The 13,316-nt window shown below is 66.8% G+C and carries 15 protein-coding genes; 8 read left to right on the plus strand and 7 right to left on the minus strand.

All coding sequences use genetic code 11. The annotated features are described in order from the left end of the window. Positions 1 to 4 precede the first annotated feature (4 nt). On the minus strand, positions 5 to 838 hold the full coding sequence (locus AC5Y4F_RS18210; protein ID WP_499997773.1) for a mycofactocin-coupled SDR family oxidoreductase: 834 nt from the start codon (positions 836 to 838) through the stop codon (positions 5 to 7). A 234-nt stretch (positions 839 to 1,072) separates the two neighbouring features. On the opposite strand from AC5Y4F_RS18210, the gene AC5Y4F_RS18215 reads away from it, so the two are divergent. Beyond that, on the plus strand, positions 1,073 to 1,819 hold the full coding sequence (locus AC5Y4F_RS18215; RefSeq protein WP_499997774.1) for a nitroreductase: 747 nt from the start codon (positions 1,073 to 1,075) through the stop codon (positions 1,817 to 1,819). Beyond that, positions 1,816 to 2,292: a MarR family winged helix-turn-helix transcriptional regulator gene (locus AC5Y4F_RS18220; RefSeq protein WP_499997775.1), complete on the plus strand. Its 477-nt coding sequence runs from the start codon at positions 1,816 to 1,818 to the stop codon at positions 2,290 to 2,292. Before AC5Y4F_RS18215 ends, AC5Y4F_RS18220 begins: the two co-directional genes overlap by 4 nt. On the opposite strand, the gene AC5Y4F_RS18225 is transcribed toward AC5Y4F_RS18220, so the two are convergent. Continuing rightward, a complete protein-coding gene (locus AC5Y4F_RS18225; protein ID WP_499997776.1) occupies positions 2,270 to 3,103 on the minus strand; it encodes a TetR/AcrR family transcriptional regulator in 834 nt (277 codons plus the stop codon). The two genes, AC5Y4F_RS18220 and AC5Y4F_RS18225, sit on opposite strands and share 23 nt — an antisense overlap. A 78-nt stretch (positions 3,104 to 3,181) precedes the next feature. Here AC5Y4F_RS18225 and AC5Y4F_RS18230 point away from each other — a divergent pair, with 78 nt between their 5' ends. After that, the gene (locus tag AC5Y4F_RS18230) at positions 3,182 to 4,390 is read left to right on the plus strand and encodes an FAD-dependent oxidoreductase (RefSeq protein WP_499997777.1); all 1,209 of its coding nucleotides are present in this window, start codon (positions 3,182 to 3,184) and stop codon (positions 4,388 to 4,390) included. Between the two features lie 82 nt (positions 4,391 to 4,472). On the opposite strand, the gene AC5Y4F_RS18235 is transcribed toward AC5Y4F_RS18230, so the two are convergent. From AC5Y4F_RS18235 to AC5Y4F_RS18250, 4 genes are all read right to left on the minus strand, one after another. After that, entirely contained in the window at positions 4,473 to 5,234 is a 762-nt protein-coding gene (locus AC5Y4F_RS18235) for a superoxide dismutase family protein (RefSeq protein WP_499997778.1), read from the minus strand. A 261-nt stretch (positions 5,235 to 5,495) separates the two neighbouring features. Next, positions 5,496 to 5,981, minus strand: a complete 486-nt coding sequence (locus AC5Y4F_RS18240; protein WP_067932690.1) for a hemerythrin domain-containing protein — start codon at positions 5,979 to 5,981, stop codon at positions 5,496 to 5,498. Continuing rightward, entirely contained in the window at positions 5,978 to 6,889 is a 912-nt protein-coding gene (locus tag AC5Y4F_RS18245; protein WP_499997779.1) for a Rieske (2Fe-2S) protein, read from the minus strand. Before AC5Y4F_RS18245 ends, AC5Y4F_RS18240 begins: the two co-directional genes overlap by 4 nt. A 155-nt stretch (positions 6,890 to 7,044) precedes the next feature. Then, positions 7,045 to 7,347: a WhiB family transcriptional regulator gene (locus AC5Y4F_RS18250; RefSeq protein ID WP_067932695.1), complete on the minus strand. Its 303-nt coding sequence runs from the start codon at positions 7,345 to 7,347 to the stop codon at positions 7,045 to 7,047. Positions 7,348 to 7,706: 359 nt separating this feature from the next. Between AC5Y4F_RS18250 and AC5Y4F_RS18255 the strand changes: the two genes are divergently transcribed. From AC5Y4F_RS18255 to AC5Y4F_RS18265, 3 genes are all read left to right on the plus strand, one after another. Continuing rightward, positions 7,707 to 8,531 carry a hypothetical protein gene (locus AC5Y4F_RS18255; protein WP_067932696.1) on the plus strand — a complete coding sequence of 275 codons (825 nt, stop codon included), beginning with the start codon at positions 7,707 to 7,709 and terminating at the stop codon, positions 8,529 to 8,531. A gap of 90 nt (positions 8,532 to 8,621) precedes the next feature. Then, positions 8,622 to 9,200, plus strand: a complete 579-nt coding sequence (locus AC5Y4F_RS18260) for a sigma-70 family RNA polymerase sigma factor (protein ID WP_067932698.1) — start codon at positions 8,622 to 8,624, stop codon at positions 9,198 to 9,200. Then, a complete protein-coding gene (locus tag AC5Y4F_RS18265) occupies positions 9,187 to 9,966 on the plus strand; it encodes an anti-sigma-D factor RsdA (RefSeq protein WP_197520511.1) in 780 nt (259 codons plus the stop codon). Before AC5Y4F_RS18260 ends, AC5Y4F_RS18265 begins: the two co-directional genes overlap by 14 nt. A 4-nt stretch (positions 9,967 to 9,970) precedes the next feature. On the opposite strand, the gene AC5Y4F_RS18270 is transcribed toward AC5Y4F_RS18265, so the two are convergent. Then, entirely contained in the window at positions 9,971 to 10,384 is a 414-nt protein-coding gene (locus AC5Y4F_RS18270) for a DUF5319 domain-containing protein (protein WP_067932702.1), read from the minus strand. Between the two features lie 158 nt (positions 10,385 to 10,542). Here AC5Y4F_RS18270 and guaB point away from each other — a divergent pair, with 158 nt between their 5' ends. Then, positions 10,543 to 12,138, plus strand: coding sequence for an IMP dehydrogenase (gene guaB, locus AC5Y4F_RS18275; protein ID WP_067932705.1), 1,596 nt, complete (start codon positions 10,543 to 10,545; stop codon positions 12,136 to 12,138). A gap of 8 nt (positions 12,139 to 12,146) precedes the next feature. After that, positions 12,147 to 13,274, plus strand: coding sequence for a GuaB3 family IMP dehydrogenase-related protein (locus AC5Y4F_RS18280; RefSeq protein ID WP_067932707.1), 1,128 nt, complete (start codon positions 12,147 to 12,149; stop codon positions 13,272 to 13,274). The last annotated feature ends 42 nt before the right edge of the window (positions 13,275 to 13,316 follow it).

Consider the following 13,316-nt stretch of genomic DNA (forward strand, 5'->3'; position numbering starts at 1 on the left):
TGAACTACTTGACCGAGATTCCGCCGTCGACCGGCAACGTGACTCCGGTGATATAGCGCCCGGAGCGCCCACAGAGGTAAATCATCGCCTCGCTCACATCGGCGGCTTCGATGAGCTCTACGGGCAACGGCGCCTGTAACGCGGACGCACCTTCGGGGTGCTCGGCCATCAATTCGGCAAATGGTTCGTTGACGATCATCGGCGTCGCGACCCCGGTCGGATGCACGGTGTTGACCCGGATGTTCTTCTCCGCCAGAGAGGTTGCGTAATACCTCATCAAGCCGACCACGCCGTGTTTCGCGGCCTGGTAGCCGGCCAGGCCGTGGCTTCGACCGCTGAACGTCGGGCACAGGCTGTTCAACCCCGCAGTCGAGCTCGTGATCACGATGGCCCCGCCCTCGCCGTGGTCGAGCATCGCGGGCAGGGCGGCCTCGATCGTGTAGTACACGCCGTTGAGCAACACGTTCACCGAATCGATGAAGGCGGCGATGTCATGGCGCTGTTCACCGACCGCCGGCAGGATCCCGGCGTTGGCGAGCACGAAGTCGACTCTGCCCAATTCGGCCACGCCATTCGCGACAGCAGCCTTCAGGCTCCGGAAGTCGCGGACGTCGCCTTGCGCCGCGACGATTCGGCGACCGGTCTTTTCAACGAGGTTGACGGTCTCGTCGAGATCCTCGCGCGTCGTCATCGGGTAGGCGACGCTGTCGATTTGACCGCAGAGGTCGAAGGCGATGATGTCCGCGCCCTCCTCGGCAAACCGAACCGCATGCGAGCGGCCTTGTCCACGCGCGGCGCCGGTGATGAAGGCGACTTTGCCATCGAATTGGTCCGACATGACGTTCTCCCTCCGGTTCTGAGGTGAGTATCCGCCGAGCGCCGTGGGTTTGACCGCGTAATCGACTACTCAAGTGCGCTGGACCAGCTCCGGGCGCTGGGTTGTTTTAGCAGCTCAACCTCGCTCACCTAGATCCGTCCGACCGAGGGCACCCGTTTCAACGGGAATAGTATCGACTGATACAGTATTGTACGATACAGATAACAAAAACCGGATGGTTAGGCAGGCGAGACCGTGGACGTATACGAGGCAGTGACAAGTCGACGGGCAGTGCGCGGATTCACGGATCAGCCCGTGCGCAAGGAGGTTCTGGAGCGGGTGCTGTCCGCCGCGGCGTGGTCACCATCAGGGTCGAACATCCAGCCGTGGAAAACGTATGTGGTGACCGGTGCCCTGCTGACCGAGCTCAAGACACGCGCCGTCGAGCGCGTTGCCCACGGTGACCCCTGGGACGAGCGGGAGTATCAGATGTACCCGCCCGCACTGAAGCCGCCGTACAGTGAGCGCCGATCCGCCTTCGGCAAGGAGCGCTACAGTGCCCTCGGCATTGCGCGCGAGGACTGGGAGGCGCGCCAGCGGGCGGCTATTGGGAATTGGAACTGTTTTGGTGCGCCTGCCGCACTGTTCTGCTACATCGATCACGACCTAGGCGTGGCCCAGTGGGCCGATGTCGGGATGTATTTGCAAACAGTGATGCTGCTACTCCGCGCCGAGGGGCTGCACAGCTGTCCCCAAATGGCCTGGTCGCAGGTTCGCGAAACGGTCGCGGAGCTCCTGTCACCGCCGGACGGGCTGATCCTCTTTTGCGGCATGTCGATTGGTTACGAGGATCCCGCTGTGAAATACGCCCGTACGGGCCGGGCACCGCTTGAGGAGACGGTCACATTCGTCGACGACGAGTCGCCAAGTCTCCGGAAGGCTCAGCACCCCACTCGGACCGAGGCCGGTGACGATCTGGATGAAGAAAGGCACGCCCGATGACCCGCGAGGCTGCCAAGCATCCCACCGCCCGTGCGACCGACCGCCCCGGAGACCTCTCGCCTTTCGCTCTCGGTTTGCTGCTGCGCCGGGCGCACCGGCGTGCAGCCACGGTGATGTCGGAAGCGATTCGGCCGCTGGGCATCGAAATGCGGCATTTCGCCGTGCTGCTCGTCCTCGTCAACCGCGGGCCTACCGAGCAGCGGGACTTGGTCGAGGCGACGGGTTCGGACAAGGCAGGAATCATGCGGGTAGTGGACGACCTGGAGCGTAAGGGGCTTGCCGTCCGCAAGTCCGTCCCCGGGGATCGCCGGGTGCGGGCGGTGGAGATCACCCGCAAGGGGCTTAAGCTCTTCGACTCCGCTCACGTAATCGCCGAACCACTAGCCGAACGCTTGGTTTCTGTAATGGGGCCCGGCGAGGCAAAACAGCTTGAGGATCTGCTCACCCGATTCATCTCTGAGGTCGATAGGTAAGTATCCCCGGCACCGCGCCCGACGTCGCGACGGCACGCACGAACGCCTCGGCGAAGACGTCGCAGGTGGTGTCGATGTCGGGAAGCGACCACGCGACGACATTCGGCAACGCCGGCCGGGTCAGCAAGTGAATCACGATGGGGCCGAGAAGTTGTTGGGCCAGCAGCGGCATCGGCAAACGTCGGATGCGTCCGGCACGGATCTCGGCGTCGAACCAGCGACTGAGCACACCAAGCATGCGCGGGGCGCCGTAGGCGGCGAGGGATCGCACGGCGGGGCTGCTCGGCCGTGCGAAGGCCTCGGCGAATATCGCTGGGGCAACGAGGGGTTCGGCGCCCAGCGCGTTCGCCACGGTTCGGTAGCAGCCCCGCACCGTTTCGAGCAGGTCGTCACCGGGATGCGCGAGGTATTCCTCGATAGCAGCGATCGGGCTGTGCTGCTCGAAGACCGCACGCATCAGCTCGTCGCGCCCGCCGAAGACCGCATAGAGGCTGTACACCGAACAACCCGCCCGGTCGGCGACGGCTTCCAGTGTTGTTGCGGCGAGGCCGGCTTCGCCGATCAACGATGCAGCAGCGGCCACCGCCCGGATGCGGACGGGGGGCAGCCCGCCGGGGTCGACTCCGGCGGCACGAACGGCGTCGTTCAAGGCGGTGCGTGAGCCACCGAAGCGTCGCAACAGGGTGCTGCGCGAGATCCCGGCCTCGGTGGCGATCGATGCGACGGAAACGTCGGCGACATCCTTGCCCAGTTTTTCCGCGGCGCGTAGCGCGGCCTGGACCACTTCGGGTGTCGACACCTGTCGAGCCATTCCACCTCCTCGCCCGCCATGATACATTAGTTGATATAGACTGTAGTTGTATTTCACAATACCCGGGAGTGCAGAGCCATGACACAACTGATGCAGACCCAGGTGTGCGTTGCCGGCGGCGGTCCCGCCGGCATGATTCATGCACTGCTGCTGGCGCGGGCCGGAATCCGGGTTGTCGTCCTGGAGAAGCACAACGATTTCCTGCGCGATTTCCGCGGCGACACCGTGCACCCGACCACCCTGCGGATCATGGACGAGCTGGGCTTCATCGACGAGTTCCTGCGGCTACCGCACACGAAGATCGACCGCGTCGCCTTCGACACCGATGGCTCGATTCGCACCTTCGGCAACTTCAAGGTGCTCAAGCGGCTCGGCTTCAAACAGCCGTATATCGCCATGATGCCGCAGTGGGATTTTCTTGATTTCATCGCTGAAAAGGCTTCCGCCTACCCCGAATTCACCCTGGTTCGCAACGCCGAGGTCACCGACCTGATCTTCGATGGTGGCCGGGTGGCCGGGGTGCGCACGCCGGATCTTCAGGTGCGGGCCGATCTCGTCATCGCCGCGGACGGGCGCAAGTCCGCGGTGCGCGCTGCCGCCGGGCTACAGACCGCTGCGGCGCACTCCCCGATGGATGTGCTGTGGTTCCGGCTGAAGTGGCGCCTCGGTGACCCTCAGGAACTGTTCGGCGTGGCCCGTAGAGGCCTGCTGATGGTCATGATCTATCGGGGCGACTATTGGCAAGTCGCCTATTTGATGCCTAAGGGTTCAAATCCCAGGGCCGGATCATTGGCGGAGTTCAAGGAGCGGTTGGTCACCGCCCAGCCGCGGCTGCGCGAGCATGTCGATGACCTGAGCTCCTGGGATGACACCAGCGAGCTCGACGTGCGGGTGGACCGGCTCGATAGGTGGTGGCGTACCGGTGTGCTGTGCATCGGCGATGCCGCGCACGCCATGTCGCCGGCCGGCGGTGTCGGCATCAACCTTGCCGTCGCCGACGCGGTGGCCGCGGCGAACATCCTGTGCGCCCCGCTGCGCCAAGGCCGGTTGGCCGACACCGATCTCGCAAAGGTGCAACGGCGACGCGAGCTGCCCACGCGGATCATCCAGGCTTTTCAGGTGCTCGTGCAGGACAACGTGGTCGCGCCCAACTTGGACGGTGACCTGTCGGCGATCCGCGTTCCGAAGATCGTGGGATTCGGCCCGCTGCAGGCGATTCCGCCACTTTTCGTCGGGCGTGGCTTCCGTCCCGAGCACGTCCGCACGCCGGACATACACGCGCATTAGCGCGTCGTCACCCGCCATGGGGTAGGTGGCGCGAACACCCCCGGTCCCTTGCGGATCCGGGGTGTTCCTTTCATGGTGAGCGTCAGCGCCCTGGCGGCGAGTACTGCGGGGTCGGCACGGTCGTGGTCGGTGTGGACGTCGTGGTCGGGGTGCCGGTGACCGTCACGGTGCTGGTGCTGGTGCTGGTAGTGGCCGGTGGCACGACGGTGGTGGTGGTGCTCGTCGTGACGCTGGTTGTCGACGACGTCGTCGTCGCGGACGGCGCCGCAATCACACCGCAGGCCAGCCGCTTGCCCGATTCACCCGCTGGGGCGGTGGTGCCCAGATTGTCCGCAGTCTGGTGGATGATGAGCGCGGTGCCCGAGGTGTTCCTCAGGTCGGCCGAGGTGAAGGCGTTACTGGTGGTCACCAGTTTCGCCGAGCCATCGGAGCGCACCTGCAGCGCGGTCAGGTCGCCGCTGGCTGGGTAACTCGTGTGATCGGCCGCCTGGTAGACACTCCCGGCGGAGTCGAAGTCGCCCGTCGAGCCGCCGTTCGGAGCAGCCGAACTGGCCTCGCACTTGCCGACCGCGTGAATTTGCAGCCCGTGGAATCCGGGGCTGAGCACCTGGTTGGGGCCCGCCTCCACGGTCACCGTCGCGTACCCGTTGGCGAATTCGAAGGTGGCATTGGCGACCGGGGTGCCGTCGGCGGTCTTCAACTGGGTGGTCAGCCTCTCCGCCCCGGAGGTCGGACTGGTCAGCGGCGAGGTGTTGGGCTGACTGCCTTGCTGATTCGCGCAGGCGGCTAGCGGAGCGACGGCCGCGGTGAGCGCCGCGACCGCAAAACATGCGGCCTTATTCATTTGCGGTAGCTACCCACATTGGCCCGTGCCGAAACGGCGAACCACCGGGCGGGCTTGCGCACCTCATCGGCCAGGTCGCGGTAGTCCAGACCAAATCCACCATTTCCCGCGCGGCGCGGCCCGCCGCGCCAGCGACCAGGCCCACGATGCGCCCGAGGTGCGTCGCCGTCGTGTTCACCGCCTCAAAGGCGTTGTTGATGGCGCGTTCTGACGCTTTTAGATAATCCTTCGGCGGGCGAGCCCGGCGGTGGGCGACGGAGCCTAGCCCCGCAGGGAGCTCAGCAGGGTTTTGCGGCTGCGGACGCGGAACTTGTTGATGGGGGATAGGTGTAACCGCGCGATGCGCTCGCTCATTCGGCATCCCAGCGCCTCGATCATGTCCTCACTCAAATCTACTGGGGGCGGGCATAAGTCGCGCTCCTCTTCGCTGGCGTGGGCGTCGAGAACCGTGACGAACGAATGCCATTCGTCGGCGTACTCGGGCGCCGTAGGCGGCGTGCGCAGCAGCACCGCCAGCTGATCCCACACCTGCCTATGCTCGGCATGGGCGATGGCGACCAGTGCGCTGGCCTCCGCTACCGCCGGGTAGAACAGGTCGTCCTCGATGCGCATGTGGATGTCCAGCTCGATCAACAGCTCATCGAGCGCCTCTTGCCGCTCGTCACTGTCCACCGGCGTACCGGTGATCTTGGTGCAGAGCTCGCGTAAGAGCGTGTGGTGTTCGAAAAGCACCTCGTAGGCGTTCATTTCGGCACACCGTGCACTTCGATTAGCCCGTCGCGAATCCGCACCGGGTAATTCGGCAGCGCCGCTGTCGCCGGTCCGCGCAGCACGTCACCCGATTCGCACGCGAATCGGGAACCATGCCACGGGCATACGATTCGGCCGCGGTCGATCCACCCGTCAGTCATCGGCGCGCCCAGGTGCGGGCAGCGCTCACCCACCGCGGTCACCTGGTCGTCGGTGCGATACAGAACCACGCCGACGCCGTCGACCGCCACCCGCTGCGGCCGGCCGTCCAGCGCGGCCGCGGGCAGCACCGGCATCCAGCGGTTGCCTCTGAGCAGGGCGCCGGACCGGTCCACCCCGGTGCCCGCACCGAACACCAAATCCCCGCCGAGGTAGCCGCCGGCGAGGGTGAGGCCATAGCCCAGTGCGCTGCTCGCCATCCCGCGCCGGTGGTGGCCGCGGCGCCGATCCCACCACGACGCCGCGTACAACCCCGTCGCGATCGCGTTCAGCGCGCCATGCACAAGGCCAATCCGACGCGACTGCTCGTGGGTGTGCTGCCAGTCCGTCACGCCGGTCGCGGCGGCGCCGACGCTTCCTGCGAGTGCGACGCCCAACGCGTACCTCGACCCGTCACACAGTCGGGTGGTGCTGCCGGGCAGCATGCTGGCCGCATCCATGACGAGCGTCGTCGCCACCGCGCCGGTCGGCACCGACGTCAAAGCCGGATGCAGCGGATGGCCGAGCCAGGTGCCGTGCAATGCGTCGCTGACCCGATCGCGGTTGCGGCCCAGGGTCGCGAACAAAAGGGTCAAGGCGTGCTCGAGCCGGTAGCTGGGACGATCCAGCCAAGCTTGTCGCCCCAGGATTGTCCGCACCGCAGGCCCGGTACTGCGGATCCGATTGAAATGCCCCCGATTCGCCATGGCCCCTCCGGTGTATGCGAGAGCCGGCGTGACGCAACGGGTTCGACGCCGCGTCGACTAGGACCGCGGCCTGGCCGGCCTAGTCCATGACTAAGACACGGATTGGCACCGAGGATCGTTCATCGGCGACCGGGGCGGACGGGTCGAATGAGGGGCTAGGCGGAGCGGCGGATGGCGCGCCCGATGTCGCCCTTGAGCAACAGGTCGCGCTCCGATTCCGACAGACCGCCCCAAACCCCATAGGGCTCACCGACTTCGAGGGCGTGCGAGCGGCATTCCTGGATCACCGGGCACTGCCGGCACATTTCCTTCGCGCGCTGCTCGCGTTGCATGCGGGCCCGCCCCCGCTCTCCGTCGGGGTGAAAGAACATCGATGAGTCAACGCCGCGGCACAAGCCCTGCAGTTGCCAATTCCAGATGTCGGCGTTGGGTCCAGGTAGCTGTTCCGGCTGTGGCATTGGCTTGCTCCCTCTCTGCACCGTCCGCTCGAGATCAGGTTCATGAAAGCGACTGGGTGCAACTTAAATTAAGTGGAGTGGGGTCACCGATGACTACCCGTCATGCGTAGACGTTAGGGGCGACGGCGAATTTCCGTCAATAGCCACTTAGCCCGGCAAAGTATGTGCCTGTTGGAGCAGAATTAACGTTGCGTTCATCTCGATTGAAAATGTGAATCCCGAACCGTGCTACCAGGCAGTTGGCCGAAACGCGATTTCCCAGCTCAGTGCCCACCAGAGCGTTAAGGCGAATTTATCCATGGGCTATAGTGATTAACGGCTCGGTAACATGAAGACCACAAACTGTTTACTACATCATTGTGATTGAAACTCGTCACACTTGCCTGATTGGGCGGCAGTTGGCCGACGCCGCCTTCGGGGACCGGCCCGGTAGCTGGCCGCTGCCCACGGCGACGACGCCGGCCGAACTGTGGCTGCGCGCCGTGGCGGCCGGGGCACAGGGGCGCTACGGCGCTGCCTTCCGCGACCTCGCGGTGCTGCGCCGCAGCGCGTCGGCCGGACGGCTGGTGTCGCTGGGCATGAGCACGCAGGGGTCGTTTTTGCGCCAACTCGGTTGGCACACTTTGGCTCGGGGCTGGGACGGGCGCGCCCTCGCGCTGGCCGCCGGCGATCCCGAGGCGCGCGCCGACGCCCTCATCGGGCTGGCGGCCGACGCGCTGGGTGTCGGCCGCTTCGCGGCGGCGGAGACGCTGCTGGCGCGCGCTGAGTCATTGCTGGCATCGCCCAACCCCCCAGTGCCCGACCGGCTCCCGGTGCGTCGACGGTGGGTGGCCGCCGAGCTGGCGATGGCCCGCGGCGAGGGCGACGCCGCCGTCCGTCTTGCCGGCGAAGGGGTGGAGCTGGCCGCAACCATGGCCGTCGCATCGCCGCGGCACCGGGCCAAAAGCGAAGTGGTGCTGGCCGCCGCGCTGTGCTGCGCCGGTGATCTCGAGCGCGCCCGCACTGTCGCGGACGCCACACTGCAGACCACCGGCCGGCTAGGGCTGCTGCCCCTTCGCTGGGCGCTGGCTTGCTTGCTGATCGATATCGAAAGTGTCACGTTTACAGCACATCAGCTGCACGAAATCCGAGATGTCTGCGCAGGCCAGGTGCGGCGCGCCGGTGGGACGTGGCGTTCCGCTTGAAACGGCCCTCTGCCCGTTATTGTCATTCCGTAAGTTAGCCCGGTTGGGCCGCGATGTGTCCGCTTCGTAACGTTGGAGATATCACAGTCGATGACAATTCCAGCAGGGGAACGTCTCGACGCTGTGGTCGCCAAGGCCGTCACCGGAGACCACGACGCATTGAGGGAGGTGCTGGAGACCATCCGTCCGATCGTCGTGCGATATTGCCGAGCGCGTGTCGGCACGGTCGATCGGGGTGGCCTGTCAGCGGATGACGTGGCACAGGAGGTGTGTTTGGCGACTATCACGGCACTGCCGCGTTATCGCGATCGCGGACGTCCATTCCTGGCCTTCCTGTATGGCATCGCGGCCCACAAGGTCGCCGATGCGCACCGGGCCGCCGGGCGCGATCTCGCCTATCCCACCGACACGATCCCCGAGCGGTGGTCCAACGACGCGGGACCGGAACAGGTTGCGATCGAAGCCGATTCGGTCAGCCGGATGAGCGAAATGCTCGAGATCCTGCCCGCCAAGCAGCGCGAGATCCTGATCCTGCGTGTCGTCGTCGGGCTGTCCGCCGAGGAGACGGCCGCCGCGGTCGGCAGTACCACCGGGGCGGTCCGAGTCGCCCAGCACCGCGCTTTGTCGCGGTTGAAGTCCGAAATGATCGCGGCAGGTGACTGTGCCTGAATCCCTAGATGAATTTGCCCGCACCGACCTGCTGCTCGATGCGCTCTCCCAGCGCAGGCCGGTGGACGTCGAGGATTCCGACGTCGACGTGCTGACCACCCTGCTCGAGGACTGGCGCGACAACCTGAGGTGGCCGCCGGCCAGCGCGCTGGTGACACCCGAAGAGGCGGTCAATGCGTTGCGCGCCGGACTGGCCGAGCGCCGGCGGGGCCATCGTGGCCTGGCTGTCGTCGGATCGGTCGCTGCGGCGCTGATAGCGCTCAGCGGCTTCGGCGCCATGGTGGTCGAGGCCCAGCCCGGCGGCACCCTGTACGGGTTGCACGCGATGTTCTTCGATGAGCCCCAGCTACACGGAAGTCAGGAGATGCTGGCCGCCAAGGCCGACCTGGCGAAGGTCCAGGAATCGATCGACCGCGGTCAGTGGGAGCAGGCCAAGCAACAGCTGACCGAGGTGAGCAGCCTGGTGCAGTCGATCAACGACCCGGCCAGCAAACAAGATCTGACGAACCAGCTGAGGCTGTTGAACGCCAAGGTCGACGCGCGCGATCCGAACGCCACGCTGCCGGTCGCTCCGCCCCCGGCGGCGCCACCCGCGCCGGCCACTGCGATTCCGGCGCCGCCGCCCGCCGCGTCGGTCGCACCGACCAAGGCGGCAACGCCTGCGCCGCTCAGCCCGCCGAGCGTGCCACCAAGTCCATCAGTGGGCAAGCATCACCATCACGGAAAGACGCCACCCCCGGTGGCGCCGTTGAGTCCGAATCAGTGAGCGATCAGTGCCGGCGGTTCAAACCGTCGGCGTCCGACGTCGCCTCGTTGAGCGACGCGTCGGCGTAGCCCCGGCAGTAATCCCACGTGACGTAGGCATCCGGTTCGGGGTCGTATGCGGGCTCGTGCGGACGCACGGTGCCGTCGATCAGCAGCTGCAGCAGATTGGCGCGCAGCATGTCCCAGTCGTGGTAGTGATCTTGCTGACATTCGTCGCAGCAGACCACAAGTCCGCGAATACCCCTGTGCGCCAGCAGCGCTTCGTACACGGCCAGATCGGCGAGGTCGGCCTCGACGGCCATCCGCTCTTGGGAGTCCAGGGGCTGGCCCGGCTCAACGGCTTCCAGCGCAGCCGACGGATCACAGGGGTCGTCGGCGAAAGGGTCGGGCGGCAAACCCGGTGGGAGGTGGTCGCGCACGCCCCTAGCCTACGCAGCCCGCCCGGGATAACGCCAGCAGGGAACCCACCCGGCATTCCCTGCCCTTTCGCGCGCGGCGCGCCCGAGCAAGCGAACTGCGGCGGGAACAAGCCGATAGGATGGATCTCTCACCACGCACCGTATGGAGGGCCCCACTGATGACCCGTGGCACGTCCCACCTGGAAGACAGTTCTGACCTCGTCGGCAGTGCGTATGTGCGGGTAGGTGGCCTGATCGATGACCCGGTGCCCACCGGAGGCGACGACCCGCACAAGATCGCCATGCTCGGCCTGACATTCGACGATGTGCTACTGCTGCCCGCGGCCTCTGACGTCGTGCCCGCGACCGCGGACACTTCCAGCCAGCTGACCAAGAAGATCAGGCTCAAAGTGCCGATGGTGAGTTCGGCGATGGACACGGTCACCGAGTCGCGGATGGCCATCGCGATGGCCCGTGCCGGCGGCATGGGTGTGCTGCACCGCAACCTGCCGGTCGCCGAACAGGCCGGCCAGGTGGAGATGGTCAAACGCTCGGAGGCCGGCATGGTCACCGATCCCGTCACCTGCCGTCCGGACAACACCTTGGCTCAGGTCGACGCAATGTGCGCGCGGTTCCGGATCTCGGGGCTGCCGGTGGTCGACGAGTCGGGCGCGCTGGTCGGCATCATCACCAACCGCGACATGCGCTTCGAGGTCGACCAGACCAAGAAGGTCGCCGAGGTGATGACGAAGGCCCCGCTGATCACCGCGCAGGAGGGCGTGTCCGCCGACGCGGCGCTGGGCCTGTTGCGGCGCCACAAGATCGAGAAGCTGCCCATCGTCGACGGCCACGGCCGACTGACCGGTCTTATCACCGTCAAGGATTTCGTCAAGACCGAACAACATCCGCTGGCCACCAAGGACAGTGACGGCAGGCTGCTGGTGGGCGCCGCCGTCGGCGTCGGCGGCGACGCGTGGGTGCGCGCGATGATGCTGGTCGACGCCGGGGTTGACGTGCTGATCGTGGACACTGCGCACGCGCACAACCGGCTGGTGCTCGACATGGTCGGCAAGCTCAAGGCCGAGGTGGGCGAGAAGGTCGAAGTGATCGGCGGCAACGTCGCCACCCGCTCGGCGGCCGCGGCCCTGGTCGCCGCCGGCGCCGACGCGGTGAAGGTGGGCGTGGGTCCGGGTTCGATCTGCACTACGCGGGTGGTGGCCGGGGTCGGCGCACCGCAGATCACGGCGATTCTGGAGGCCGTGGCGGCCTGCGGTCCGGCGGGTGTGCCGGTGATCGCCGACGGCGGACTGCAGTACTCCGGCGACATCGCCAAGGCGCTGGCCGCAGGCGCGTCGACGGCCATGCTGGGCTCGCTGCTGGCGGGCACCGCCGAAGCCCCTGGCGAGCTGATCTTCGTAAACGGCAAGCAATTCAAGAGCTACCGCGGGATGGGGTCGCTGGGCGCCATGGCCGGCCGCGGTTCGGGCAGCGGAAAGTCGTACTCCAAGGACCGCTACTTCGCCGACGACGCGCTCTCGGAAGACAAGTTGGTGCCGGAGGGCATCGAGGGACGGGTGCCGTTCCGCGGCCCGCTGTCGTCGGTGATCCACCAGCTGACCGGCGGCCTGCGCGCGGCGATGGGCTACACCGGCTCGCCCAGCATCGAGGCGCTGCAGCAGGCGCAGTTCGTCCGGATCACGGCGGCCGGCTTGAGGGAAAGCCACCCGCACGACGTCGCCATGACGGTCGAAGCCCCCAACTACTACGCACGCTGAGGCCGGAGATGGTCGAGATCGGGATGGGCCGCGTCGCCCGTCGCAGCTATGAACTGAGCGAAGTCAGCATCGTGGCCTCGCGGCGCACCCGCTCGTCGCAGGACGTGTCGACCGCGTGGCAGCTGGACGCCTACCGCTTCGAGATTCCGGTGCTGGCCCATCCGACCGATGCGCTGGTGTCGCCGGAGTTCGCGATCGAACTCGGCAGACTCGGCGGTCTGGGCGTGCTCAACGGCGAGGGACTGATCGGGCGGCACGCCGATGTCGAGGCCAAGATCGCGCAGCTGGTCGAGGCCGCCAGCAAGGAGCCGGAACCGTCGGCGGCGATCCGGCTGCTGCAGGAATTTCATGCGGCGCCGCTCAATCCGGACCTGCTGGGCTCCGCGGTTGCGCGAATCCGAGAGGCCGGGGTCACCACAGCGGTGCGGGTCAGCCCGCAGAACGCCCAGGCGCTGACGCCGGTGCTGGTGCAGGCCGGCATCGACCTGTTGGTCATCCAGGGCACCATAATCTCGGCGGAACGCGTCGCCAGCGACGGCGAACCGCTGAACCTCAAGACCTTCATCTCTGAACTCGACGTCCCGGTGGTAGCCGGCGGTGTGCAAGACCACCGCACCGCGCTGCACCTGATGCGCACCGGCGCCGCCGGCGTCATCGTCGGCTACGGCGCGACGAGGGGGGTGACCACCAGCGACGAGGTGCTGGGCATCAGCGTGCCGATGGCCACCGCGATCGCCGACGCCGCCGCCGCGCGGCGCGAGTACCTCGACGAGACCGGCGGCCGCTACGTGCACGTGCTGGCCGATGGCGACATCCACACCTCGGGCGAGCTCGCGAAAGCCATCGCCTGCGGGGCCGACGCGGTAGTGCTGGGCACGCCGCTGGCCGAGTCCGCCGAGGCGCTGGGTGAGGGATGGTTCTGGCCGGCCGCCGCGGCGCACCCGTCGCTGCCGCGCGGGGCGTTGCTGCAGATCGCCGTCGGCGAGCGCCCACCGCTGCACCAGGTGCTCAATGGACCGAGCGACGACCCGTTCGGCAGCCTCAATCTGGTCGGCGGGCTGCGCCGGTCGATGGCCAAGGCCGGCTATTGCGACCTCAAGGAGTTCCAGAAGGTCGGCCTGAGCGTCGGTAGCTAGCGCGACGAGGGCCGCTGGCTCCTTACCCGTCGGTAAGGCCAT

Source organism: Mycobacterium sp. NGS56 (assembly GCF_059812425.1).